The sequence below is a fragment of the Pseudolabrys sp. FHR47 genome (assembly GCF_005153485.1).
GTDB lineage: Bacteria > Pseudomonadota > Alphaproteobacteria > Rhizobiales > Xanthobacteraceae > Pseudolabrys.
In genome coordinates, this window is sequence record NZ_CP039740.1 from 716,768 (window position 1) to 741,565 (window position 24,798).

The 24,798-nt window shown below is 63.2% G+C and carries 27 protein-coding genes; 13 read left to right on the top strand and 14 right to left on the bottom strand.

The features are described from left to right. Positions 1-6: 6 nt before the first annotated feature. The 4 genes from modB to E8Q40_RS03560 all read right to left on the bottom strand — a co-directional run bounded on the left by modB (position 7) and on the right by E8Q40_RS03560 (position 2,522). Entirely contained in the window at positions 7-699 is a 693-nt protein-coding gene (modB, locus tag E8Q40_RS03545) for a molybdate ABC transporter permease subunit (protein WP_137043087.1), read from the bottom strand. A gap of 153 nt (positions 700-852) precedes the next feature. Further along, positions 853-1,638: a molybdate ABC transporter substrate-binding protein gene (gene modA, locus E8Q40_RS03550; protein ID WP_137043088.1), complete on the bottom strand. Its 786-nt coding sequence runs from the start codon at positions 1,636-1,638 to the stop codon at positions 853-855. A gap of 163 nt (positions 1,639-1,801) precedes the next feature. Beyond that, complete coding sequence (locus E8Q40_RS03555; RefSeq protein WP_137043089.1) at positions 1,802-2,308, bottom strand: hypothetical protein; 507 nt, start codon at positions 2,306-2,308, stop codon at positions 1,802-1,804. 4 nt (positions 2,309-2,312) lie between these two features. Then, the gene (locus tag E8Q40_RS03560) at positions 2,313-2,522 is read right to left on the bottom strand and encodes a molybdopterin-binding protein (RefSeq protein WP_137043090.1); all 210 of its coding nucleotides are present in this window, start codon (positions 2,520-2,522) and stop codon (positions 2,313-2,315) included. Positions 2,523-2,716: 194 nt separating this feature from the next. Between E8Q40_RS03560 and E8Q40_RS03565 the strand changes: the two genes are divergently transcribed. Next, complete coding sequence (locus tag E8Q40_RS03565; protein WP_137043091.1) at positions 2,717-4,345, top strand: GMC family oxidoreductase; 1,629 nt, start codon at positions 2,717-2,719, stop codon at positions 4,343-4,345. Positions 4,346-4,402: 57 nt separating this feature from the next. Here E8Q40_RS03565 and E8Q40_RS03570 read toward each other — a convergent pair whose 3' ends face one another. The 4 genes from E8Q40_RS03570 to E8Q40_RS03585 all read right to left on the bottom strand — a co-directional run bounded on the left by E8Q40_RS03570 (position 4,403) and on the right by E8Q40_RS03585 (position 8,224). Further along, on the bottom strand, positions 4,403-4,756 hold the full coding sequence (locus tag E8Q40_RS03570; protein ID WP_137043092.1) for a DUF3597 domain-containing protein: 354 nt from the start codon (positions 4,754-4,756) through the stop codon (positions 4,403-4,405). Positions 4,757-4,812: 56 nt separating this feature from the next. Continuing rightward, complete coding sequence (locus tag E8Q40_RS03575) at positions 4,813-5,091, bottom strand: GlsB/YeaQ/YmgE family stress response membrane protein (protein WP_168197729.1); 279 nt, start codon at positions 5,089-5,091, stop codon at positions 4,813-4,815. Between the two features lie 28 nt (positions 5,092-5,119). Then, positions 5,120-5,698: a YidB family protein gene (locus tag E8Q40_RS03580; RefSeq protein WP_137043093.1), complete on the bottom strand. Its 579-nt coding sequence runs from the start codon at positions 5,696-5,698 to the stop codon at positions 5,120-5,122. A gap of 135 nt (positions 5,699-5,833) precedes the next feature. Further along, entirely contained in the window at positions 5,834-8,224 is a 2,391-nt protein-coding gene (locus E8Q40_RS03585) for a transketolase (RefSeq protein WP_137043094.1), read from the bottom strand. Positions 8,225-8,370: 146 nt separating this feature from the next. Between E8Q40_RS03585 and E8Q40_RS03590 the strand changes: the two genes are divergently transcribed. After that, complete coding sequence (locus E8Q40_RS03590; protein ID WP_137043095.1) at positions 8,371-8,841, top strand: Lrp/AsnC family transcriptional regulator; 471 nt, start codon at positions 8,371-8,373, stop codon at positions 8,839-8,841. A gap of 4 nt (positions 8,842-8,845) precedes the next feature. Here the strand turns inward: E8Q40_RS03590 and mepA are convergent, their stop codons facing one another. After that, entirely contained in the window at positions 8,846-10,048 is a 1,203-nt protein-coding gene (mepA, locus tag E8Q40_RS03595; RefSeq protein WP_137043096.1) for a penicillin-insensitive murein endopeptidase, read from the bottom strand. 239 nt (positions 10,049-10,287) lie between these two features. Here mepA and E8Q40_RS03600 point away from each other — a divergent pair, with 239 nt between their 5' ends. Together E8Q40_RS03600 and E8Q40_RS03605 are read left to right on the top strand one after the other, a co-directional pair. After that, the gene (locus E8Q40_RS03600) at positions 10,288-10,950 is read left to right on the top strand and encodes a L,D-transpeptidase (RefSeq protein WP_137043097.1); all 663 of its coding nucleotides are present in this window, start codon (positions 10,288-10,290) and stop codon (positions 10,948-10,950) included. Between the two features lie 66 nt (positions 10,951-11,016). Beyond that, the gene (locus E8Q40_RS03605) at positions 11,017-11,637 is read left to right on the top strand and encodes a L,D-transpeptidase (RefSeq protein ID WP_137043098.1); all 621 of its coding nucleotides are present in this window, start codon (positions 11,017-11,019) and stop codon (positions 11,635-11,637) included. Positions 11,638-11,641: 4 nt separating this feature from the next. Here E8Q40_RS03605 and E8Q40_RS03610 read toward each other — a convergent pair whose 3' ends face one another. Beyond that, positions 11,642-11,944, bottom strand: coding sequence for a plasmid stabilization protein (locus tag E8Q40_RS03610; RefSeq protein WP_137043099.1), 303 nt, complete (start codon positions 11,942-11,944; stop codon positions 11,642-11,644). A gap of 118 nt (positions 11,945-12,062) precedes the next feature. Next, positions 12,063-12,404, bottom strand: a complete 342-nt coding sequence (locus E8Q40_RS03615; RefSeq protein WP_137043100.1) for a protein secretion chaperonin CsaA — start codon at positions 12,402-12,404, stop codon at positions 12,063-12,065. 506 nt (positions 12,405-12,910) lie between these two features. Here E8Q40_RS03615 and E8Q40_RS03620 point away from each other — a divergent pair. Together E8Q40_RS03620 and E8Q40_RS03625 are read left to right on the top strand one after the other, a co-directional pair. Then, positions 12,911-13,606, top strand: a complete 696-nt coding sequence (locus E8Q40_RS03620; protein WP_137043101.1) for an SDR family oxidoreductase — start codon at positions 12,911-12,913, stop codon at positions 13,604-13,606. 64 nt (positions 13,607-13,670) lie between these two features. Then, on the top strand, positions 13,671-14,663 hold the full coding sequence (locus E8Q40_RS03625; protein ID WP_137043102.1) for a tripartite tricarboxylate transporter substrate binding protein: 993 nt from the start codon (positions 13,671-13,673) through the stop codon (positions 14,661-14,663). A gap of 107 nt (positions 14,664-14,770) precedes the next feature. On the opposite strand, the gene E8Q40_RS03630 is transcribed toward E8Q40_RS03625, so the two are convergent. Then, positions 14,771-15,436 (bottom strand): RraA family protein, encoded by a 666-nt coding sequence (locus E8Q40_RS03630; RefSeq protein WP_137043103.1) that lies wholly within the window; start codon positions 15,434-15,436, stop codon positions 14,771-14,773. A gap of 320 nt (positions 15,437-15,756) precedes the next feature. On the opposite strand from E8Q40_RS03630, the gene E8Q40_RS03640 reads away from it, so the two are divergent. Next, entirely contained in the window at positions 15,757-16,491 is a 735-nt protein-coding gene (locus E8Q40_RS03640) for a hypothetical protein (protein ID WP_137043104.1), read from the top strand. A 56-nt stretch (positions 16,492-16,547) separates the two neighbouring features. On the opposite strand, the gene lepA is transcribed toward E8Q40_RS03640, so the two are convergent. Together lepA and E8Q40_RS03650 are read right to left on the bottom strand one after the other, a co-directional pair. Next, positions 16,548-18,359 (bottom strand): translation elongation factor 4, encoded by a 1,812-nt coding sequence (lepA, locus tag E8Q40_RS03645; RefSeq protein WP_137043105.1) that lies wholly within the window; start codon positions 18,357-18,359, stop codon positions 16,548-16,550. 89 nt (positions 18,360-18,448) lie between these two features. Continuing rightward, entirely contained in the window at positions 18,449-19,612 is a 1,164-nt protein-coding gene (locus E8Q40_RS03650; RefSeq protein WP_137043106.1) for a glycosyltransferase family 2 protein, read from the bottom strand. A gap of 81 nt (positions 19,613-19,693) precedes the next feature. Between E8Q40_RS03650 and E8Q40_RS03655 the strand changes: the two genes are divergently transcribed. From E8Q40_RS03655 to E8Q40_RS22095, 6 genes are all read left to right on the top strand, one after another. Further along, the gene (locus tag E8Q40_RS03655) at positions 19,694-20,284 is read left to right on the top strand and encodes a helix-turn-helix domain-containing protein (RefSeq protein WP_137043107.1); all 591 of its coding nucleotides are present in this window, start codon (positions 19,694-19,696) and stop codon (positions 20,282-20,284) included. A 13-nt stretch (positions 20,285-20,297) separates the two neighbouring features. Continuing rightward, positions 20,298-20,819: a GNAT family N-acetyltransferase gene (locus E8Q40_RS03660; protein ID WP_137043108.1), complete on the top strand. Its 522-nt coding sequence runs from the start codon at positions 20,298-20,300 to the stop codon at positions 20,817-20,819. Positions 20,820-20,905: 86 nt separating this feature from the next. Next, the gene (locus tag E8Q40_RS03665) at positions 20,906-22,417 is read left to right on the top strand and encodes a glycosyltransferase family 39 protein (RefSeq protein ID WP_137043109.1); all 1,512 of its coding nucleotides are present in this window, start codon (positions 20,906-20,908) and stop codon (positions 22,415-22,417) included. A gap of 32 nt (positions 22,418-22,449) precedes the next feature. Next, complete coding sequence (locus E8Q40_RS03670) at positions 22,450-23,682, top strand: glycosyltransferase 87 family protein (protein ID WP_137043110.1); 1,233 nt, start codon at positions 22,450-22,452, stop codon at positions 23,680-23,682. An 88-nt stretch (positions 23,683-23,770) separates the two neighbouring features. Next, entirely contained in the window at positions 23,771-24,379 is a 609-nt protein-coding gene (locus E8Q40_RS03675) for a hypothetical protein (protein ID WP_137043111.1), read from the top strand. Positions 24,380-24,391: 12 nt separating this feature from the next. Beyond that, positions 24,392-24,712 carry a hypothetical protein gene (locus E8Q40_RS22095; RefSeq protein ID WP_205995667.1) on the top strand — a complete coding sequence of 107 codons (321 nt, stop codon included), beginning with the start codon at positions 24,392-24,394 and terminating at the stop codon, positions 24,710-24,712. The last annotated feature ends 86 nt before the right edge of the window (positions 24,713-24,798 follow it).

Below are 24,798 nucleotides of genomic sequence, written 5' to 3' on the forward strand. Positions count from 1 at the left end.
TGCATCTTAGACACCATGCACACGAGCGCCGGCCCTTCGGCCGAACCATTCCGACACGATCAGCGCCAGCAGCGAGATCGCGACCGCGATCACCACCAGCTTGAGCGCCTGGCTATCGCCGCCTGGCACCTGAGTCAGTGTGTAGATGGCCGCCGAGATGGTCTGGGTTTCGCCGGGAATGTTGGAGACGAAAGTGATGGTGGCGCCGAACTCGCCGAGCGCGCGGGCAAAAGCCAGCACCGCGCCGGCGATGATGCCGGGCAGCGCCAGCGGCAAGGTGACGGTGAGCAGGGTCCAGACGCGATTGGCGCCCAGCGTCGCGGCGGCGTCCTCGAGCTTGCGGTCGACCGCTTCGATCGACAGCCGGATAGCGCCAACCAGCAGCGGGAACGACATCACGGCGCAAGCGAGCACCGCACCGGTCCAGCGGAACGAGAATACGATGCCGATGCTTTCGAGCCACGCGCCGAAAATGCCGCGGCGGCCGAAGGCGATAAGCAGGAGATAGCCGGTGACGACCGGCGGCAGTACCAGCGGCAGATAGATGATGGCGTTGAGCAGCGCCTTGCCGGGGAAATTCTTGCGCGCGAGCAGCCATGCGACCGCGATGCCGAGTGGCAAGGAGAAGGCGGTGGCCACCGCCGCCACCCTGACGGAGAGAGCGACGGCGGTCCATTCTTCGGGAGAAAGCGACAACATTAATGCTTCTTGGAATCTTTGTTTGAGCCTGCAAAACACTCCGTTCGTTCCCGCGCAAGCGGGAACCCAGAATGTCTATCGAAGCGCCCGTAATTTGGTCTCTGGGTCCCCGCTTTCGCGGGGACGAACGAGGTAGGTTTCATCTTGTCGCTGCTAGCTGGCTTTGGCGCTCGCCAATACGCTGAAGCCGTACTTCTCGAAGATTGCTTTGGCCTCCTTGCCGCGCAGGAAGGCGAGATAGGCGGCCGCTCCCGGCTTCGCCGTCGTGGTGGCGGCGACCGGATAGACGACCGGCGGGTAGGAATCCTGCGGGAAGGTGCCGACGATCTTTACCTTCGGCTCGACCTTGGCGTCGGTCTCATAGACGATGCCGAGCACCGCCTCGCTGCGGGCGACCAAGGCGAGCGCCCCGCGCACGCTTTCGGCCATGGCGAATTTTGGCGCGGCCGTCTGCCAGGCGCCGAGCTTCTCCAGCGCGGCCTTGGCGTATTTCCCGACCGGCACTGCTTGCACGTCGCCGGTCGTGATGCGGCCGTCGCCGGCGAGCTTGGCGAGATCGAAGCCGGGACCGATGGCAACGTTGCTGAGCATGGAGTCCGCTGGCGCGATCAGCACCAGGCGGTTTCCGAGCAGATTGACGCGGGTGTCGGCCTTGATGACCTTCTTCTCCACGCCGTAGTCCATCCAGGCGAGGTCGGCGGAAGTGAAGACGTCGGCCGGCGCCCCCTGCTCGATCTGCTTGATGAGGGTCGAGCTCGCCGCATAGCTCGCGACGACTTTCACACCGGTCTGTTTGGTATAGACGGCGCTGATATCGTCGAGCGCGTTCTTCATCGAGGCGGCCGCGAAGACGGTGAGGGTGTCCTGAGCCGCGGCCACTCGGGGGCTGCCGGTCAGAACAAATGCGAGCGCGATAAGGGTCACAAGCCGTTTGAACATGGCAAATCTCCTGCGCGCGGCCAGAATCGGCCGCCTGGGGCGTCGGGTCATAAGGATCGACACGCAGGAACCATCGTTCCGGCAACGCCCGGCGGGCGCACGGCGCGCCGGAGGTCTACTTGCGAACTCTAGCAAATGCCGGCTTCAGACCACAAGCTGAAGATCAGTCCCGCGTCACCGTGACCATGAGACTTTGGACGGTGGCGCCGCTGAACTGGATGGTGAACGGAGCCGCTGCAAGCGAAAATTTTACGCTCTTGCGCAGTCCATCGCAGCCATTGACACCGCTGAACTCGCCCGCGTGCACGAATTTTTCGCTCTGAATCACATCGATCCAAGCATTAGCCGATAGCGTGATGCGGAATGTGCCGGGTCCGGACGTTGCGGCAAAGCGCAGAAAGCCGGCATGAGCGGCAGGCTCGCGCGATGCTCGTTCCGGTGCGGCAGGCAGCTTTGCATCGGCCTGCGGCGCCAGCGCGATTCTGTAGGCTGCCGCGCCCGGCTCGGCGATCGTCGCGCCCGAAGCAATATCGATAGGATTGGCCATCAGCGCGCGCTCGCGGTCCAGCGGCCATTTGAACTTGTCGCAGCCGACGGGCTCCTGCGCCCGGACTGGCGACAACGTCGGTAGCGCGCCCAGGAGCGCGACGGCGATAATCACTGCGCGCATGGCATTAGTCCGCCGCGATCATGACATCGGAGGCCTTGATCACGGCGACGGCCGTCATGCCGGCTTTGAGCCCCAAATCTTCGACCGCTTCGTTGGTGATCGATGCGGTGACGACCTGACCCGCGGCGATTTCCACGCTGACATGCGAGGTGGTTGCGCCTTTGCGGACGTCGACAATGGTGCCTTTGATCTGGTTGCGTGCGCTGAGACGCATGGCGCTTCTCCGGAGTGGCAATCGCGCGGGAGTACCGCGGCAATGCGGATGAGGGTCTGTCGCGAGGGCTGGGACCGATCCGGAAGCGCATTCCGAAGCTCAGATCACGCTTACGGCGTGACTTGAGGTCTCTGAACCCCAGCCTAGCAAGTCCTGCCGCACAGGGTAAAGTCCGGCTTGCGGAGGAAACGAACATGACGCCTATCGAGGGCGAATTCGATTACATCATCGTGGGTGCCGGCTCGGCCGGCTGCGTACTGGCGAACCGGCTGTCGGCCGATCCCTCCAAGCGCGTGCTGATCCTGGAAGCGGGCGGCAACGACAATTGGATCTGGTTTCACATTCCGGTCGGCTACCTGTTCGCCATCGGCAACCCGCGCGCCGACTGGATGTTCAAGACCGAGGCCGAGCCGGGCCTCAATGGCCGGGCGCTGAACTACCCGCGCGGCAAAGTGATCGGCGGCTGCTCGGCGATCAACGGCATGATCTATATGCTCGGCCAGGCGACCGATTACGACCAATGGCGGCAACTCGGTCTGCTCGGCTGGTCCTGGGATGACGTGCGGCCGTATTTCCGCAAGCATGTCGATCATTTTCTCACCGGCGAGCATCATGCGCAGGGAGGAGAGTGGAGAGTCGAACAACAGCGCCTGTCGTGGGAAATCCTCGAGGCGTTCAAACGCGCCGCGATCGAATACGGCATCCCGGAGAGCGCCGACTTCAACACCGGCGACAACGAAGGTATCGGCTATTTCCATGTCAATCAGCGCATGGGCCGGCGCTGGTCGGCGGCGCGCGGCTTCCTCAAGCCGGCGCTGAAGCGGCCGAATCTCAAGCTCGAGACCGGTTGTCAGGCGGAAGCGATTTTATTCGACGGCAAGTCAGGCTCTTTGCGCGCGAAGGGCGTGCGCTTTCGACAGAAGGGCGTGCAACGCGAAGCTAAATGCCGCGGGGAGGTCATTCTTGCTGCCGGCGCCATCGGCTCGCCGCATCTGATGATGCTGTCGGGAATTGGCCCCGCGGGACATCTTGCACAGCACGGCATCGACGTAAAGCTCGACAAACCCGGTGTCGGTCAGAACCTGCAGGATCATCTGCAACTGCGCACGATCTATAAGGTCGCTGGCGTCAAGACGCTTAATGCCATCAATGCTTCTTTATTCGGCCGGTTCGGCATGGGGCTCGATTATGTCCTGCGTCGGCGCGGGCCGATGACCATGGCGCCGTCTCAGCTCGGCGCCTTCACGAAGTCGGATCCGTCACAGGACCGCGCCAATATTCAGTACCATGTGCAGCCTTTGTCGCTGGAGAAATTCGGCGATCCGCTGCACGCGTTTCCGGCCTTCACCGCCAGCGTCGCCAATTTGCGACCGACGTCGCGCGGCGCGGTGACGCTGAAATCCGCCGATCCATCACAAGCGCCGGCCATCGCGCCGCACTATCTGTCCACCGACGAGGACCGCCGCGTCGCCGCCGACTCGATCCGCGTCACCCGCGCCATCGTTTCGCAGCCGGCGCTGAAGAAATATCAACCGGTCGAGTACCTGCCCGGCGAGAGCATACGCAGCGACGATGAGGCGGCGCTGGCGAAGGCGGCTGGCAATATCGGCACCACCATCTTTCATCCGGTTGGCACGGCGAAGATGGGCCGTGACGACGACCCGCGCGCCGTGGTCGATGCGCGCCTGCGCGTGATCGGCGTCGACGGCTTGCGCGTCATCGACGCTTCGATCATGCCGTCGATCACGAGCGGCAACACCAATTCGCCGACCATGATGATCGCCGAGAAAGGCGCGGCGATGGTAATTGAGGACGGGCGATAACAAAAACACCGCCTCGCGTTTCCGCGAGACGGTGTTGCAGCAATCGCTGTAAGGCGATCAATCCTTGATATCGTCCGGCACCTTGCCGCCATTGGCGGCGAGCTTTTCCATGATCTGCTTGTGCAGCCAGATGTTCATCTTGGCCGAGTCGTTCATGTCGCCGGTGTATTTCAGTTCCTTGGCGAGCTCCTTGCGCGCGCCGATGCTGGAGTCGAGATCGAGCGCCTTCATCAGATCGACGATCGAGGTGCGCCACGCGAGCTTTTCGCCCTTGGACGCAGCCGCCTTGTCGACGATTTCCGCGACGTCGACGCTGTTCATCGGAGCCGCTGCCGGCGCCGTCGGCGAAGCCTGCGCCTGCGCCGAGCCGCTGCCGAAAATCGCGCCCATAATCTTGCCGAAGATACTCATGATGCCCTCTTGGGTTGAGATTTGAAGTTAAGCAGAAACGTTATGCAGAAACGTTGTTACGGCCTGTTGCCGGGATCGGAGATGACTTTCGCCGCCACCAGCCTGTTCCAGATAAACAGCACAAGGATCGCGCCGATGGTGGCGCCGATGAAGCCGGCGCCCTGATCCGACCGGTACCAGCCGATCGCCTGGCCGATCCAGGTTGCGGCGAAGGCTCCGGCGATGCCGAGCACGGTGGTCAGGATGAAGCCTTTCGGATCGTTCGGTCCCGGCGAAATCCAGCGCGCGATCATGCCGGCGACGAAGCCGATCAGGATGATCCAGAGAATGCCCATGATGCGGTCCTTCGGCGCGTGCGCCGGGTTAGAGAAGTCGCGAAATTTCGTGCTCGTCCGGCAAACGCCCATCCGGCGTCATGGTGTCGACCGCCTGCGGCAGATACTGGCTGAGGCCCTCGAGCAATTCGTTGCGCGACATGCCGGTCTGGTTGGTGAGCGCATCGAGCTGATCGGCGCCGAGCGCTTTGGCCAAGTCGTTCGGGTCGACCGATTTGTTCGGGCCGGTGCCGACCCACGAATTTGCTTCCTCGCCCAAACCGTTCTGCTGAAACTGCTTGAGCAGATCGTTGAGGCCGCCGCTGAGAATGCTGCCTGCGGCGCCGCCGGCGAGCAGACCGCCGAGGCCGCCCGCCAGCACGTTACCAAGACCGCCGCCGCCAAGAAGGCCACCGAGGTCACGACCAGGTCCGCCGGATGAGGTTTGCGTCGGTGCTGGCGCGGAAGGAGTCGAAGGAGCCGTTTGGCCGCCACTCAGGCTCTTGACGGCCTTGTAGGCCAGCAGGCCTAGGATCGCCATGGTGATGGGCGACATGCCGCCCTTGCCGGGTTCGCGCTCGCCGCGCGGGCCGTTCTGCATGCCGTTGAGGACGTCCAGCAGGCCCATCGCGCAAACTCCTTTGAAAGCCGGAGTTTGTTAGTTACGCGCAGGCTTGTGTCAATGCTGTGACCACGATCACAGATCGCCGATGTCTCTGCGATTGCACGATATTTCGTGCGCGCCCTGGCAGAGGCTTCGGCGTCAGAGCGCCTTCAAATATCGCATCGGCCGGCCCGGTGCGATGGCTTCCGTCGCGGCGATGATCGAATTGGTGTCGATGCCGTAGTGTTTATAAAGATCGGCCAAGGTGCCGGTCTGGCCGAAATGCTCGACGCCGAGCGCGCGGGTGCGGTGGCCGTGCACGGCCCCTAACCACGCCAAGGTCGCCGGATGGCCGTCGATCACGCTGACGATGCCGCAATGCGGTTGCAGGCCGCCGAGCAGGCGTTCGATATGCGAGCGCGCATGAACGAGGCCGCGTTCGCGGGCGCGCTGCGCTGCGGTCCAGCCGGCGTTGAGTCGATCCGCCGAGGTGACGGCGAGTAGGCCGATATCGCGGCGGTCTTCCGCCATCAGGCCGACGGCGGCGATGGCTTCCGGCGCAATGGCGCCGGTGTAGGCGACAACAACCTGACAGTTCGGGCCTGGCTCGCGCAGCCAGTAGGCGCCGTCGATGATCTGCTGCTTCAACCCCGGTGTCATGTCGCGCTTGATCTGTTCGATCGGGCGCGTCGACAGGCGCAGATAAACCGAGCCGCCGGTCTCGTCGCGCAGCCAATTTCTTTCTGAAACTTCGCCGCCGGACTTCTGCATGTAGTCGAACGACCAGCGCATGATGGTGGCGAGTTCGTCGACGAAAGCCGGTTCGAACGAGGCGAGGCCGTCCTGTGCCATGCCGATCAGCGGCTGGGCGATGGATTGGTGCGCGCCGCCTTCGCCGGCAAGCGTAATGCCGGATGGCGTCGCCACCACCATGAAGCGGGCGTCCTGATAGCAGCCGTAATTAAGCTGATCGAGCCCGCGGGCAATAAACGGATCGTACAAGGTGCCGATCGGCAGCAGGCGCACACCGTTGATCGAATGCGACAGGCCAAGCGCCGAAAGATTGATGAACAGGTTCGACTCGGCGATGCCGAGTTCGATGTGCTGGCCCTTCGGCGAGAATTCCCAGTTGAAGGTTGAGGGGATCTGCTCGCTCTTGAAGGTGTCGGCCATCGCCTCGCGGGCGAACAGGCCGCGCCGGTTCACCCACGGGCCGAGATTGGTCGAAACCGTGACGTCCGGCGAGGTCGTGACGATGCGCTGTGCGAATTCGTCGTCGCCGCGGCCGATCTCGTTGAGGATGGCGCCGAAGCCCGTCTGTGTCGCCATCACCGGCTGGATCGCAACATTGAGCGTGTCCGGCACCGGAATAACCGGCGCGGTGAGGCGGCGCTCGCCGCCCGAGACGAACGGCACCTTGTCGAGGAAAGCCTGCAAAGTCTCGGTGTTGTCGAGACCTTCGAACTTGTCCCATTCGTGGCCCGGTCGCACCTTCATCTTGGCGCGGAAGCCTTCCATCTGCGCCGGCGTCATCAGGCCGGCGTGGTTGTCTTTATGACCGGCCATCGGCAGGCCGAAGCCCTTCACCGTGTAGCAGATGAAACAGGTTGGCTTTTCCGGATCGGCGCCGTGGAAGGCCTCGAGCAGCGCCGGCAGGTCGTGACCGCCGAGATTGTTCATAAGCGCCGCGAGTTCATCGTCGCTGCGCTTTTCGATCAGCTTCGACACGTCGCCCTGATCGCCGATTTCGTCATTGAGGCGCTTGCGCCAGGCGGCGCCGCCGGCGAACACCAGCGCCGAGTAGAGCGGGTTCGGACAGTTATCGATCCAGTGCCTGAGCTTGTCGCCGCCCGGCTCCTTGAACGCCGCCTGCTGCAACGAGCCGTATTTCACGATGGCGACGTTCCAGCCGAAATTCTTGAACAGTTGCTCGTAGCGCTCCCACAGGCCTTCACGCACCACGGCATCGAGGCTCTGGCGATTGTAGTCGATAACCCACCAGCAATTGCGCAGGCCCTGCTTCCAGCCGTCGAGCAGCGCCTCGAAGATATTGCCTTCATCGAGCTCGGCATCGCCGACCAGCGCCACCATGCGGCCTTCGGGACGATCCTTGGCCCAGCCATGCGCCTTCACGTAGTCCTGCACCAGTGAGGAGAACAAGGTCTGCGCGACGCCGAGGCCGACCGAGCCAGTCGAAAAGTCGACGTCGTCGGTGTCCTTGGTGCGCGAGGGATAGCTTTGCGCGCCCTTGTAGCCGCGGAAGTTCTCCAGTCTGTCGCGGGTCTGCTTACCGAACAGATACTGGATGGCGTGGAAGTTGGGCGACGCGTGCGGCTTCACCGCGACGCGGTCCTGCGGCCGCAGCACGTCGAAATAAAGCGCGGTCATGATGGTGGCGAGCGAGGCGGAGGACGCCTGATGACCGCCGACCTTCAGGCCGTCCTCATTCTCGCGGATGTGGTTGGCGTTGTGGATGGTCCAACTCGCCAGCCACAGCACCTTGCGCTCGAGCGCGCTCAGGGACTTCAGGTGATCTGCGGTCGGGGCCATGGCGATCTCACTGAGTGTCGTCCCCGCCTTCTCGGGGACGACGAGTAATTGTGCGCCTTTGGCCATGGCGATGGCTGCCAAAGTACGCTATCTTGTCAACAATAATTAGCTGAATACGCCAATATGCCGGCCATAGAAGGCAGATTATGCCAACCGCAAAACTCGATCCGATCGATCGCAAGATACTCAATCTGTTGCAGGCTGACGGCCGCATGAGCATCAACGACCTGGCGACGCAGGTCGGGCTGTCGCCATCGCCCTGCCTGCGCCGCGTGCGGCTTTTGGAAAAGGCCGGGATCATCAACCGCTATGTCGCGGTTCTCGACCAGCGCGCGGTCGGTCTGCCGGTGAGCGTGTTCATCTCGATCAAGCTCGACAAGCAGCGCGAGGAGATGCTGGAGCGTTTCGGCAAGACCATCTCGCGTTGGCCTGAAGTGCTCGAGTGTTACCTGATGACCGGACAGCGCGATTATCTGCTACGCGTCGTGGTGCCCGATCTGCCGAGTTACGAGCGCTTCCTCAAGACCAAGCTGACGCGTCTCGACGGCATCGCTTCGATCGAGTCGAGCTTCGCGCTGGAGCAGGTGAAGTATACCAACGTGTTGCCGGTGGAGTGAAGAGCTACTCGCCATCCTTCGCCGGCGCGGCGAGCACGGTTTTGCAGGCTGGCGGCAGATCGGCGAGCGTGATCGGCCGTGGTGGCTTGGCCGGCTTGGCATCCGGCGGCTTGGGCTTCGGCTTCAGCACTTTGTCCGAGAACCAGTAGTCGAGCGCGGCGCCGCAGCCATCGCTATCCGGCACCGAAGGCTGGCTGCGGCAATTGGGCGAGTCCGATGGGCATTCCATGCGCACATGAATGTGGTCGTGGTGAGCGTACCAGGGCCGCACCTTCTCCATCCACTCCGGATGCTTGCCATTCTGCATCCGGCACATTTCCTTCTTGATCGCGGCATTGACCAGCACGCGCTCTACACCGGGCTGCTGCGCGGCGACGCGGATGAAGTCGTAATGCTGCGGAGTCCAGGTCTTCGGATTGATACTCTTCCAGTCCGCCGAAACGAGATTGATCGCCGAGACCTTCTCGCGCTCTTCATTCGACAAAGTGTGGCTTGGCATCGGCATGAACCAGACGTCGACGTCGAGGCCGGTCTGATGACTCATGTGGCCGAACGGGGTTGGGCCGCCGCGCGGCTGCGCCATGTCGCCGACGAGAATGCCTTTCCAGCCGGTCGCCTTGGCGGCAGCGGGCGCGAAGCGCTCAAGGAACTGCACGAGGCTCGGGTGGCCCCAGTTGCGGTTGCGTGACAGGCGCATGACCTGCCAGGTCGGGCCGTTGACGGGCAGCGCGACGCCGCCCTGGAGACAGCCGCGCGGGTAGTAGCCAATGGCCATCGCCTTGCCGAGGCTCGGCAGCTTCTCGGCAGCGAAGAGCTGCTTGGCCGGGACCGGCTCGTCTTTCTTGTCGGCGATGACTGGCTTGGTTGGCGGCAATGGCGCGGGAGCGGCAATGGCGGGCGCGAGTGTCTCCGTCGCAGGCGCGGTCGTCACCGGAGCGGGCGCGGGTTCGGGCGCGACGGGCTTGGTGATCTCGGCTGGCGTTGGGGGCGTGACGAGGTTTGGTGTTTCCGCCACAGGTGCGATTTGTGCGGCAGGCGTTGATGGTGCGCTCCACGGTGCGACAATGGCCGGCGGCTTCGCCTCCGGCGCGTTGGGAGCGGCCGGCAGCGTTGCATCCGGCGCATTGTCGAGCGTCTGCCCGACGGCGAACGCGCCGGCAACGAGCAGCGTGAAGCAGGCACCGATGATGGCTGCGCGGGACGTCATGACCTTGCGATTTAAGCGATTTGGCGCGGGCCTGTCAGGTCATTTGCGCGGCATGGTTTAAGCCGGCACTGGCCGGGTTCCATCCGTCGTCGCCGCTGAAATCCGAATAACATCAGTCACTTTTATGGTTAACGAAAGCTTTACAACCCCGGCCCTGATCGGCGATCCTTAGCCTGTCGCGGGTTCTGGAAGGTTCTGTCATGCGTTGTCTAAGCGTTGCTGCCGCCGTTGCGGCTCTCATGGCATTCGCGCCGTCCGCCGCGCGGGCCGACATCGTCATCACCATCAGCAAGGCGCAGCAGCGCGTAGCCGTCGCGGTCGACGGCGCAGAGCGCTATCGCTGGCCGGTGTCCACCGGCCGCCGCGGCTATGACACGCCGGTTGGCAAATTTCGCCCTGTGCGGCTCGAGAAGAGCTGGTATTCGCGCAAATACGACTGGGCGCCGATGCCGCATTCGATCTTCTTCTACCGCGGCTACGCCATGCACGGCACGACGGAGGAACGTAACCTCGGCCGCCGTGCCTCGCATGGCTGCGTGCGGCTGAGCAAGGAGAACGCGGCGACCTTGTTCGCCATAGTGCGAGCCCGTGGCAGCGCCAACGCGCGCATCGTCGTGGTCAACGGGCCACTGCCGAAAATTCAGGACAGCCCGGATGCCCACATTGCCGCGTTGGACCAAGAGGCTGATCCAGCGGCGGCGCTGGCGAAGGCGACCGATGACGACATCATCCAGGTGACCGTGACGCCGGACGCGCTGCCGCTGGCACGGCCTGCCGTCGTCCAAAAGGCTCGGCCGATCCGCGTCGAGAAATTCACGTCGGTCGGCAGCGAGGCCGAGGTGCTGCGCGGGCGTGAGGCCTGGCTGCGCAGCCTCGATCGCAAATACGGAATCGTGCGCTAACCACATTTAGTAATGGCCGCCCGGAGCCGGCCTTGGTTACAGTAAACAGGCGCCGGGAGTTTTGTCATGCGTCGTCTAGCCGCCACCTTGTTCGCGCTCGCGCTCGCGCTGTCGCTCGCCGCTCATGCGGCGCAGGCCGGCGTTCTCGTCACCGTGAACAAGTCGACGCAGGAACTCACCGTGGAGGTCGACGGCGTCCCGCAATATCGCTGGCCGGTCTCGACCGCGCGCTGGGGCTACAACACGCCGAACGGCACCTACCGGCCGCAGCGCCTTGAGCGTCAATGGTACTCGCGCAAGTACGACTGGTCGCCGATGCCCTATTCGATCTTCTTTGCCGGCGGCTATGCCATCCACGGCAGCACCGAGATCTCGCGCCTCGGCCGTCCGGCTTCGCATGGCTGCATCCGCCTGCATCCGAAGAACGCCGCGGTGCTGTTCGATCTCGTCAAGCGTAACGCCGGCGCGGTGCGCATCGACATCATCGGCAGCCGCCCCGGAGCGGAGCCGGAAGCGCGCCGCTCGCGCGGCACGCGGACGGTCGAGTTCCGGCCGCGCAAGCGCGTCGTGCATGAGGAACGGATCGTGCGCCAGCGCATCAGCCCGCCGCCTTATGGCTTCGAGGAAATCTTCATCGAGCCACCGCGTGCTCACTCGCGCCGCGCGGTGCAGTGGGATGATTTCTAGAGTCTCAATGCCCGCGCCGCTTGCGCGTCGCCGCCGCCTTCTTGGCCGAGCGTGAGCGCGCCGCCTTGGAGCGCGCAGCCGAAGCACGGCCGCCGATCCTGCCGCCCTTGCGGGACGAGGCGTGGCTCTCTTTCTTGCCCCGGCCGGAGCCCGATTTCTTGCCGCCGCCGGTTTCCTTGTTGACTGTGGCCCAGGCGCGCCGCTCGGCTTCCTTGTGCGAGACGCCGCGTTTCTCGTAGCCTTCCTCGATGTGCTCGGCCTTGCGCTTCTGCTTGCCGGTGTAGGCCGCCTTGCTGCCGCGGGGCATGTTGCTTCTCCTTGCGTTCGTTCCCCATTCGCTGAACGCGCGGCAAAGTGAAGCGTTCCTCCTTCATTCCGCATGATCTTGTCCGAAAACCGGAATCCACTTTTCGGGATCATGCGGGCTAGAACAGGGGAACGCCGAGTTCGACCTCCTGTTGCGGCGTGACGTAGATCGTCGCGCCGGCGTCGCCCGGCACGCCGAGCGTCAGCACCTCCGACACTTCCGGCCCCATCTTGCGCGGTGCGAAATTGACGACCGCCAGCACCTGGCGGCCGATCAGCGCCTCCTTCGGATAATTGCGATAGGCGCCGCACGACACCTTGGTGCCGATCTCGTCGCCGAAGTCGATGGTCAGGCGCCAGGTCGGTTTCTTCGTCTTCGCCTCCTCGACCTTGACGATGCGGCCGACGCGAATGTCGAGCGCGTCGAAGGCGGAGAAGTCGGCGATTGGTTTGATGGGCATGAGGCTCCCTCAGGTGTCATCGTGCGCGAACGATCCAGCTATTGCTTGCTGCCAGAATGCGTCAAGCGCTGGGTCCTCCGCCTTCGCGGAGGACGACAAGGGAAGCAGGCGCGCAACATCGCCCCTGTTCTTTGAGCGGCGCGGGGGCGCCGGCGTCCCGGTTTATTTTAATGGAGCCTCGGGAGGCGCCATGGGGGCTTGCGAGGCCCCCAGATGGCGGAGTCCCTTGCGATCGGGCCCGCCGAGCGTGCTTTGCGAGAGCACGCGCCGGTTCAGCGGAACCGGCTGCGCCTCCCGACGCTCCATCATCGATGCGCAGTGTCGGCGCACCGGCCTCCGCTCGCCTCGTCACCGCTCGAGACGGTGGGGGAGGCAAGTGCAGACAGAGGAAGAATGCCACATTATAGGAATAGTGTCAACAAGTGCGTTCGATTCGAAACGCGGCGCATTGCACGAGGCGCGGCCCCTCTCCATGATCGCGCTCCATTCGATTCCAGGAGTGCGAGATGAAGGTTGCGATCGTGACAGCGGGCGGCAGCGGCATGGGCGCGGCCTGCGCGAGGAAGCTGGCCGCCGACGGCTACAAGGTCGCGGTCCTGTCGTCGTCCGGCAAAGGTGAGGCGCTGGCGAAGGAACTCGGCGGCATCGGCGTCACCGGGTCCAACCAGTCGAACGACGATCTCAAGCGGCTGGTCGACGAGACCATGGCGAAGTGGGGCCGCGTCGATGCGCTGGTCAACAGCGCCGGTCACGGCCCACGCGACGAGATACTCAAGATCACCGACGAGCAGTGGCACACCGGCATGGATGTGTACTTGATGAGTGCGATCCGCCCCACGCGCCTCGTCGCGCCGATCATGGCCGCGCAAAAGGAGGGCGCAATCGTCAACATCTCGACGGCCTGGGCCTTCGAGCCGAGCCCGATGTTTCCGACCTCGGGCGTGTTCCGCGCCGGGCTCGCCGCCTTCACCAAATTGTTCGCCGATCAATATGCCGCGAGCAATGTGCGGATGAACAATGTGCTGCCGGGCTGGATCGATTCATTGCCGCAGCAGGATGCGCGCCGCGACAGCGTGCCGATGCAGCGCTACGGCAAGTCCGAGGAGATCGCCGCCACGGTGGCGTTTCTCGTGTCGGATGGCGCCGGCTACATCACCGGACAGAATCTGAAGGTCGATGGCGGGCTGATGCGCGGGATTTGATTTTCACGGTCCGTTCGTAGAAACTGCCCGGCGATAAAAAGTAAAAAATAACCGGGGGGAAATCATGGTGCACCGCGCCATTGCTGCTTCTTTGATCGCGGCTATTCTTGCATTCAGTTCGGCTGCACCTGTCCGCGCCGATGACTATCCGTCCGGCAATGTGACCGTGGTGGTTGGGCTGGGCGCCGGCTCGGCGATGGATGTGATCACACGCATGTATGGGCAGGCGCTGTCCACCCGCTTCGGCAAGCCGTTCGTTGTCGAAAACCGCGGCGCGGCGGCCGGCAACGTCGCCGCCGAATTCGTGTCCCGCGCGCAGCCGGACGGCCGCACCTTGTTCGTCGCGTCCAGCGGCGTCTTCGCGATCAACGGCATCTTCTTCAAATCGCTGCCTTACGATGCCGCGAGGGATTTCGCGCCGATCGCGGTTTACCTGAAGACACCGTTCATCCTCGTCACCAGCGCGCAATCGCCGATCAAGTCGCTGCCCGAACTGACGAAAGCGGCGAAGGCCGAGCCGGGGAAGATTACCTACGCCTCATCGGGCGTCGCTCTGGCGCCGCATCTGGCGGGCGAACTCCTGAAGATGAAGCTCGGCATCGATCTCAACCACGTGCCCTACAAGGGCAACTGGCCGCAGGCCGTGGGCGACGTCGCGGCGCGGCATGTCGATCTGGCGTTCTCCGATCCGTCGGTCGCCATTCCGCTGATCAAGGACGGCAAGCTGCGGGCGCTCGGCGTCAGTTCGTCGGCGCGGCTGCCGCAACTGCCGGACGTCCCGACCATCGCCGAAGTCATCGGCGCACCGGATTTCGAAGCGGTGTCGTGGCACGCCATCGTCGCGCCGGCCAAGACGCCTCAGCCTGTCATTGATGCGCTGTCGGCGGCGATGATCGAAGCTTTCAAGGACCCGGCGATCGTCGGCCGTATCGAGACGATGGGCCTGATGCCGATGAAGCCGCCGCTCAGCCCGGCCGCGACAAAAGCCTTCATGCAGGCCGAGACCGTAAAGTGGGGCGACCTGTTGAAGCGGCTTAATCTCGTGGCGAGTCAGTAGGGACGACTTGTTCTTGTAGTCCGCGTGGAGCGGAGCGGAATGCGGGGCGGCGGACGAGAAGCCCCGGATTTCGCTTCGCTCTATCCGGGCTACATATTTTCGCGGCCTCACAAAATCCCATACTTTTTATAGACATCCGCCAGCAGCTTGCCCTGCAGCAGTTCGTCGCGCGAGCGGTTTTCGCCCTCAACCTTCCTGAACGCCGCCTCGAACACCTTGTCCTCGATCTCGCGCGGGATGACGACGACGCCGTCGACGTCGCCGAACACGATGTCGCCCGAGCGCACCTTGACGCCGCCGCATTGCATCGGCCGGTCGATCTCCAGCATCTTGCCGCGGCCGCGCGAATCGAGCGGGCCGATGCCGCCGGCGAACACTGGAAATTTCATGTCGCGGATGAAGCGCACGTCGCGGGTGAGCCCGTCCGTGACGCAGCCGACGCCGCCGCGCATTTTGGTCGCAGTGGTGAGCAGTTCGCCCCACGGCGCGATGGTGAGGTTGCCGGCGCAGCCGAGCACGGGGATTTCGCCCGGCTTGATGTCGTCGATCAGCTTGATTTCGAGTTCGTAGGGGTTCTCGCCCTCGGGCCCGGCATCGCACACCGCCATATAGGCGCCGGTGCGGGCGCGGCCGATGAGCACCTGCGCCTCGTCGAGCGGACGGATGTTGGGCGTCATCGCCTGTCCGGTGTGGCCGAGGCTGTCGAGCACGTCGGAGAGGACGGGGGTGTAGAGCTTGTCCTTGGCCCGTGTGAGGTCGTCGGTGCTCAGCATGCCGTTTCTCCCGATATGGTTTTGATTTTCAGGCAGTGTGGCTGAGGTGCCGGAGCGGCGTCAATTGTGCGGGTGCAAGGAGAGAGATGACGCGCGGGCCTCAATCCGCCTCATCCTGAGGAACGGTCACAGGTCGCGTCTCGAAGGATGGAGCGTCCTCGACCTTCGAGGCTCCCTTTGCTTGTTCCTCAGGATGAGGCCAGGAAGTACGTAGGGCGGGTTAGCCGAAGGCGTAACCCGCCGCTTATCTGTAAAGTTGGACGGTGGACCACGATTCGTTGGCGCGCCCGGCTGGGAGGCGCTCCAATAAGGAGCACGACATGACACTTGAGAAAGCCGCAACATTCATCACAGTATCAACTGTGTTGATAATTGCCCTATCTAGCGGTCATGAGCTTGGCTATTTCTATCGCCTGGGCGGAAATTTCTTTCAAACGTTCATAACGGCCAGCGACTATTTTGCTAACGCCGCCCTATGGGCGCCTTTTGCGCTAATCACGATTATTAGCTGGTGGCACTGGAAATGGGTGTGGGAGGCGCCTCCTTCCGTGCCGACACGCGATTGGCGTACGTGGGTTTTGCCAGCTCTTATTGTTATCCCACCTATTTTGGTTTTTATTTTTGGCGTCGAAAGTCTCAAGCTGCTTTATCTAATTGCGTTTGTTTATCTTTGGTTGGTCGTCTTTGAAAAAATACTTCCATTGCAGGGAGTAAACGGCTTTCCTGCCGAAATTCGTCTATTGCTTAGAGGTAGCGGTCCGGCCTTCGCGGCTCTGTTTTACTTAGGTTATATTAGCGCGAGCGGTGATATGATTGTTTCAAAGGAGCCTTATATTCTAAAATTGAAAGACGCTCATGATTCAATTCTTAGGGTGCCGCTGAGAAATTTCGACAAAGGCGTTCTTTTCAGAGACCCAGTAAATAACCGGATTGAATTCATTCCGAGAGAGAATATTGAGTCGTTGGGGAAGATGAGTTTTGCTGAGCGTGGTACGCCGCTTTCTTGCCGCTGGTTTGCAATTAATTGTATTGAGCAAAACCAGGTGAATCCATGAATGGTCCGTATGGCTACTATGTAGCAGCAGACAAGAATTGAATTGGCTGCTCGTACCTACACATCCACCTTCAGTGCGGCAATAAACGCTTCCTGCGGGATGTCGACCTTCCCGTACTGGCGCATCTTCTTCTTGCCCTTCTTTTGCTTGTCCAGAAGTTTGCGCTTGCGGGTGGCGTCGCCGCCGTAGCACTTGGCGGTCACGTCCTTGCGCAAAGCGCGCACAGTTTCGCGGGCGATGATCTTGCCGCCGATGGCGGCCTGGATCGGCACCTGGAACATGTGCGGCGGGATCAGTTCCTTCAGCTTCTCGACCATGCCGCGTCCGCGCGACTCGGCGCGGGTGCGGTGGACCAGCATGGCAAGCGCGTCGACCGGCTCGTCATTGACCAGGATCGACATCTTGACGAGGTCGGCCTCGCGATAATCGGTGAGGTGATAGTCGAACGAGGCGTAGCCCTTCGACACCGATTTCAGCCGGTCGTAGAAGTCGAACACCACTTCGTTGAGCGGCAGTTCGTATTTCACCATCGCGCGGTTGCCGACGTAAGTGAGTTCCTTCTGCGAACCGCGGCGGTCCTGGCACAGCTTGAGCACGGCGCCGAGATATTCGTCCGGCGTCAGGATGGTGGCTTCGATCCACGGTTCCTCGATGGAGAGGATCTGCATCACGTCCGGCATGTCGACCGGATTGTGAATTTCGATCTGGGATCCGTCGCGCAGGTTCATCTTGTAAATGACCGAGGGCGCGGTCGCGATCAGGTCGAGATTGAATTCGCGCTCCAGCCGCTCCTGGATGATTTCCAAATGCAGCAGGCCGAGGAAGCCGCAGCGGAAGCCGAAGCCGAGCGCGGCGGAGGTTTCCATTTCGAATGAGAACGACGCGTCGTTGAGGCGCAGCTTGCCCATGGCGCCGCGCAGGTCTTCGAACTGCGCCGCATCGACCGGGAACAGGCCGCAGAACACGACCGGGATCGCCGGCTGGAAGCCGGGCAGCGGCGCGTCGATCGGCTTGCGGTCGTCAGTGATGGTGTCGCCGACCCGCGTATCCGCCACTTCCTTGATCGACGCGGTGAGCATGCCGATCTCGCCGGGGCCGAGTTCGTCGACCGGCGTCAGCTTCGGCGTGAACACGCCGGTGCGATCCACGTCATAGGCCGAGTTGGTGCCCATCATGCGGATGCGCTGGCCCTTCTTGAGCACACCGTCGATGATGCGCACCAGAACGACGACGCCGAGATAGACGTCGTACCAAGAGTCGACGAGGAGGGCCTTGAGCGTCGCGTCGCGGTCGCCCTTCGGCGGCGGCAGGCGATGCACGATGGCTTCCAGCACCTGATCGATGTTGAGCCCGGTCTTGGCCGAAATGCCGATGGCGTCCGACGCGTCGAGACCGATGACGTCCTCGATCTGCTTCTTGATCTTCTCCGGCTCGGCGGCCGGCAGGTCGATCTTGTTGAGCACGGGCACGATCTCGTGGCCGGCGTCGAGCGCGTGATAGACATTGGCGAGCGTCTGCGCCTCGACGCCCTGCGAGGCGTCGACCACCAGCAGCGAGCCTTCGCAGGCGGCGAGCGACCGGTTCACCTCATAAGCGAAGTCGACATGGCCGGGCGTGTCGATGAGGTTGAGGATGTAATCCTTGCCGTCCTGCGCCTTGTAATTCAGGCGCACGGTCTGCGCCTTGATGGTAATGCCGCGCTCCTTCTCGATCTCCATATTGTCGAGAACCTGCTCCTTGCCGGCCATTTCGCGCGCATCGAGGCCGCCGGTGAGCTGGATCAGCCGGTCGGCCAAAGTCGATTTGCCATGGTCGATATGGGCGACGATGGAGAAATTGCGGATATTCTGGATGGGGGCGGACGTCATGGCCGCGAGATAACACCCGAATCCGGGGCCAGCAAGGCGATCTAATTGTCATTCCGGCTAGGCCGCCGGCGGCGCCCGGGAATGACCAATTAATGCGCCTTCCAGACCACCGCGGCGGAAACGGTGTAATTCCACACCGCCCCCATCACCGCCCCACCTAGGCCGGCAATCCACCAGCTCGGGCCGCCGGCGTAGATCAGGCTGGCGACGCCGATATTGGAAATCGCCCCGACCGAGCAGATCAGCTGGAATTCGATCAGGCCCCGGACGAAGGCCCAGCCGGTCAGGCGCTGGTCGCGGTAGGTGTAGGCGTTGTTGAAGACGTAGTTCCAGGCGATGGCGACCATGGTGGCGATGGTCTGCTGCAGGCCGAAACTTTCGACGCCGAGCGCATGCAGCGCGGTGAGGGCCGCCATATGCGCGCCGATACCGGTTAAGCCGACGAGGCAGAACAGCACGAAGCGGTACGACACCGCATCATTGGTCAGTTTGGCGAGCAGCAGCTGGCCGAAGTCGAGCGCGACACGGGCATCCAGCTTGCTCTCGCCGGCGAGCCGCGCGCCGAAGACATAAGGCAGCTCGGCGACGCGCAAGGTGTCGCGGCCGGTGGCGGCGATATCGAGCAGGATCTTGAAGCCTTGCGTGGATAGCTTCGGCGCCAGATCGTCAATGACGTCGCGGCGGAGCATGAAAAAGCCGCTCATCGGATCGGTCAGTTCGACCTTGAGCAGTTTGCGCGCCAGCGCCGTGGACCACTGGCTGGCCTTGGCGCGGCCGGCGGAAAAGCCGGTGTCCGTGGTGCCGTCGAGATAGCGCGAGGCGACGACGAGATCGGTCCGGCCTTCGCGCAAGGTCGCGACCATTCGCGTGAGCACGGTCTCGTCATGCTGGCCGTCGGCATCCATGACGGCGACATAACGCGCGCTGGAGGCCAGCATGCCCTCGATGCAGGCGCCGGCGAGGCCGCGGCGGCCGACGCGGCGGATGCAGCGCACCCGTCGGTCCTGCGCGCCGATGGCGCGGGTGACGGCGCTGGTGCCGTCCGGAGAATTGTCGTCGACAACGATGACTTCCCAATCGATCCCTTCGAGCGCCAGCGAGAGCCGCTCGACCATCACCGGAATGTTGGCGCGCTCGTTGAAGGCCGGCAGGACGACGGTCAGTTCAGGCGCGGGTTCGGCCGCCGGCGCCAGCGGGGGCGCCAGCCCAAGCGGCGTCTGAACAACCGTTTTTTCCAGGATCTGCTGCGCCATGGCAGCGGCAGTGTGGTGGCTCGGCGTTAACGGCGGGTTCGCGGGCTTGATTCCAATATAATGGAATTGTAGGCTCTGATCATGGAACAAGCCGGCGCCACCATTGACCCCTTGGACCGCGCCATTGGCGAGCGCGTCCGGAGCCTGCGCGCCGCGCGTGGCCTGACGTTGGACGCGCTGGCCGACAAAGCCGGCGTCAGTCGCGCCATGCTGTCCCGTATCGAGCGCGGCGAATCGAATCCGACGGCGCAACTGCTCGGCCGTGTCTGCGCCGGCCTCGATGTCACCCTGTCGACGTTGTTCGCCGAGACTGAGCGTGCGGCCTCGCCGGTGTCGCGCCGCGCCGATCAGGCAGTGTGGCGCGATCCCGGCAGCGGCTATGTGCGGCGCGTGATCACGCCGCCGAATTGCGGCGCGGCCGCTGACATTGTCGATGTCGAGTTTCCGCCCGGCGCGTCGGTGACGATTGAATCGTCGCGCACGCCGGCGGTGGACCAGCAGATCGTGTTGCTCACGGGCCGCATGGAGATAACGGTTGGCGACACCACGCACCGTCTGGAGACCGGCGACTGCCTCTTCCTGAATCTCGGCCAGCCTGTGTCATTCCACAATCCAGGGACCAAGGCGGCGCATTACCTGGTCGTTGTCGCGCCCCGCGCGTCGCGTCTTTGATGGAAATAAGAGCATGAGTGCCATCGTCATTCGTGAACTTGACGCGGCGGAAGCCGAGCGCCGTGTCGCCGAACTCGGCGTCATCCTGCGCGATGCGGTGGAGGGTGGCGCCTCGGTGAACTTCCTCGCCGGCTTCACGCAAGCCGAGGCGGAAGCGTACTGGCGCGGCCAGATTCCCGGCATCGCCGATGGCAGCCGGCATCTGCTGGTTGCTGACGACGGCGAGAAACTGGTCGGCACCGTGGTGCTGACTTTGGCGCCGCAGCCGAACCAGCCGCACCGCGCCGATGTCGGCAAGATGCTGGTGCTGTCGACGCTGCGGCGGCAGGGACTCGGCAGCAAACTGCTGGATGCCGTCGAGGCGCTGGCGCGCGCCAAGGGCCGCACGCTGTTGATGCTCGACACGACGGCCGGCTCGTCCGGCGACCTGCTATATCGGTGCCGTGGCTGGGTCCAATATGGCATCGTACCGGGCCACGCGCTCTCGACCGCCGGCGTGCCGACCGCGACGAGTTTTTATTACAAGGAAATCTGAGCAGCTCCTTCCCCTCCCCACCGCTTCGCGGGGGAGGGAAAAGAAGCGAACGTGACGCCCGCCGCGCGCCGTGGCATAGGCAGGCCATGCTTCGCCTTGCCGCCGCCCTCAAAAACCTGCGCGTCTCCGTCGCCGATCCGGCCAACGCCAATGTGACGGTGTTCTTCGCGCTCATCGCCTACGTGGCGGTGTGGACCGCCTATGGCGTCATCACCAAGGGCCCGGCGGGCTTCCATCCCGACATGACCGAGATCATCGCATGGTCGCGCGATCTCGACTTCGGCTACCTCAAGCATCCGCCGTTATCGGCGTGGCTGGTGCGCGGCTGGTTTGAACTCGTGCCCGTTGCCAACTGGTCGTACTACCTGCTGGCGATGCTCATGCCGGCCATCGCGCTGTGGGTGATCTGGTTGATCTCGGCCGACTACCTGTCACTGGAAAAGCGCGTCGCGGGTTTGGCGATCATGACGCTGATCCCGTTCTTTTCCTTCCACGCGCTGAAGTTCAACGTGAACACAGTGCTGATGCCGCTGTGGGCGCTCACCACGTTCTTCTTCCTGCGTTCCTATACGACGCGCCGCCCACGCGCCGCGGCTTTCGCCGGCATATTTGCCGCCGCCGCCATGCTCGGCAAATACTGGTCGATCTTTCTTATCGCCGGCTTGGTGATCGCCGCGCTCGCCGACCGCCGGCGTAGCGCCTATTTCCGTTCGGCGGCGCCATGGATCACGGTCATGGTCGGCGCGGCGCTGATCGCGCCGCATGTCATCTGGCTCGCCGAGCACGATTTCTCCACCTTCAAATACGCCTCGGCCGTGCATGAGGCGAAATCGTTCGGCGCAACCGTTATCGCCGCGATCGGCTATCTCGCCGGCTCATTCGGCTATGTCGCGCTACCGGCGATCATCGTCTTCGTCGTCGCGCGCGTGAATGCTACGACATTGCGCGACATGGCTTGGCCCTGGGATGACGATCGCCGGCTGGTGGCGCTGTCCTTCTGGGCGCCGCTGCTATTGCCGGCGGCCGCAGCCTTGCTCGCCGGCGTGCAGATCACGTCGCTGTGGTCGATGTCGGCCTGGACCTTGCTGCCCGTCATGCTGTTGTCGCCGAAACAGGTGACGTGGCGGCCGGTCGACAGCGAACGCGTTGCGATCTTCGCCGCGATTTTGCCGCTGATCCTGCTCGTCGCGTCGCCGTTCATTGCCGACCAGAATAAGCCAAAGGGTCCACCTTCGGCGGCGGCACAGGCGCCGCTGCTGGCGCGTGAGGTCGAACGGCTGTGGCATCAGATCGTGCCTTACCCGCTGCGCTATATCGGCGGCGACGGTGACATCGTGCTACCGGTGACCGCCTATGCAACCGACAAGCCGCGCGCGCTCGTGCCCGGTTTCATTGTGCTGCCCGACCCGGTGACCTTGCGGCGCGCCGGTATGGTGCAGATCTGCTTTGCCGGCGACGAGGCTTGCCTGTCGCGCGCCAGGGCCGAGATGGATGGTGCGCCGTTCCAGACCAACCAGACAACGATCATTCGGACGCCGGGCCAGCCCGGTGCCGAGCCGCGGCGTTATACGGTCATGGTGGTGCCGCCGCGGTCGTGATATGCGCTTGCCCGTAACGAGAGGGCAGGGCCTTGGACACCAAGAGCGGCACCGCGAGCTTCTTCAGCTACGATAACCTGTTGCGCATCGAGGATCGCGTCGCCGCGTTCTTCCTGCGCTATCCGTGGATCGGCTGGGGTCTCTGGATCGTCTTTATCGTTGCCACGTTGGTCCGCGTGCATCCGCGCCGTTTCGGCTCCACCTTCCAGGCCTACCTGAACGCCGCGCACGGCTTCTGGAGCGGCGGCCAAGTCTACGACATGTCCACGCTCGGCGAGTACCTGTACTGGCCGGTATCGCTGCTGGTGCTCGGACCGTTGCCGATGTTCTCGCCCGTCGTGGCCGCGACCATCGCGACCGCGATTTCCGCCGCGCTGTTGACCTGGGCGGCCTATGCGATGATGCGGCTATTGCTGCCGGAGCAGAGCCGCGCCGATGTCGTCAATCTCACGGGTATTCTACTCATCCTCAACATCCCGAACGCCTGGTTCAATCTTAAATACGTGCAGGCGCAGGTCGGCATGACCGCCTTCATGATGCTGGCGGCGGTCGCGATCGCCAAGCGCCAGTGGATCGTCGCCTCGCTGTGGCTGTTCTTCAGCATCGTCATCAAGCCGCTGTCGCTGGTGATGTTGCTGCTATGCGGTGCGACGCAGCCAAAGATGCGCGTCTGGCTGACGCTGGCTTTGGTCGCCGCGCTGGCGCTGCCATTCGCCTTCGGCCATCCGGCCTATGTGGCGGAGCAGTACCGCATCTGGATCGCCAAGCTGCAGCAACTGACCACGGTCGAGCCAGGGCAGTGGCTCTACCAGGCCGACTTCGCCACCATGCTCGACACTTTTGGTATCGTGCTGCCGCATGGCGTGCAGACCGCGATCCGCCTCGCCGCCGCGCTCGGCGTCCTCGCTCTGGTGTGGCGTATTGCGCGTTACGGCAACATCGTCGTCTTCGCCGTGGCGGTGACGCTCTATGCGGCCTGCTACATCAACCTGTTCGGGCCGCGGAACGAGTTTCTGTCTTTCCTCGTGCTGACGCCGACTTTGGCCGGCCTCGCGCTGATGCTGCTCAAGCGCAACACGCATGACCAGCGGGCCTGGCTGCTGATGGTGGCGGTGTTGATCATCGCTTTCCACGGCGCGCTCGAGGTCGACCGGGTGGTCAAGCCGTTCCTAGCCTTTGTGGTGCTCGGCTGGATGATCTGGATGACGATCGATGTGCGGCGCTGGGTGGAACTATTGGGGCCGGCGGCCGTCGAGCGGAAATAATAGTGTTCTCGGATGGGTGTTTGTTACGCTATTGCAACCAGCAGGAGAGCGATCTACCTTTTAACTATTGGTAGCGGGGGGCTGCTCCATGCGGACGGTCTGTTGTGCCTGGCACGAAGGCTTTCAACGCGCTCGGCGAGTCGGCGCCGCCACCCTGTCAACCGGATTGTTTCGTCGGCGGCTCTCGGCAACGGTTCTGCTTGCAGCCATTGCTCTGCTGAGCGTGTTGGCACCGGCGCGCAGTCAGGACTTCCAGACAGGAAAAGTGTTCGTCTGCGCGAACGGGATTAAGTCGCGCACCGACGCCTGTAACGAGATCCTTCCGCCATTCAATAATCTCGATCGGCGGATCTTTCGCAACAAGCGTGTGGACTTCAAGTTCACGGTTTTTGGCCGCGGCGAAGCGTTCGACAATCTGCAACGCAAGAACTATCTGCCGGTGCGGGTCGCGGTTTGGCGTGACGGCATAAGGAAAGACGACGACATCGCGCTCGACATCAGTCAGCGGGATTGGGACGCTTACGCGGAGGAATTGAGCGGGCAATTCGCCGAAGACGGTCAGTTCGCATGGCGAACCTTCTTTCACATCAATCTGCACGACGCCAAAACGATCAGCATTGAAATCAATAACGCGCAGGGGCGCACCGTCTCGGGGGACGGAAAACCTGCGCGCGTTTCTTTGGGTTTTCAAAACTGATGGGAGGGGCCTATGACAGCGGACGTCGAACTGAAGAGTCTTCTGAATACGATAAGAGCCGATCCAGCCGTTCCGGAAGCGATCAAGAAAAAAGCCGAAGATACGCTTGGTTCGGGACCGGTCTATGTATCTGACGTCGTCATTTATCGAATCGTTGTGACAGTGCTGGGCGCCACCGTCATCCTGACCGTGGCGGGCGGGCTTGGACTCGCATTTCTAGGCAGTCCCGACAATTACAAGATTCCGCCGGAGTTGATCGCGCTTGGTTCGGCTGCTGTTGGCGCGCTGGCGGGGTTGCTTGCGCCATCGCCGGGACAGACCAAGGGCTCGTAGGGCGCTAACGAACTGCGTCGCCGGAGGGCCACGCAGAGAGGATAAACGTGAAAGGCCGGGCAGTGGCCCGGCCTTTGGCATTTTGT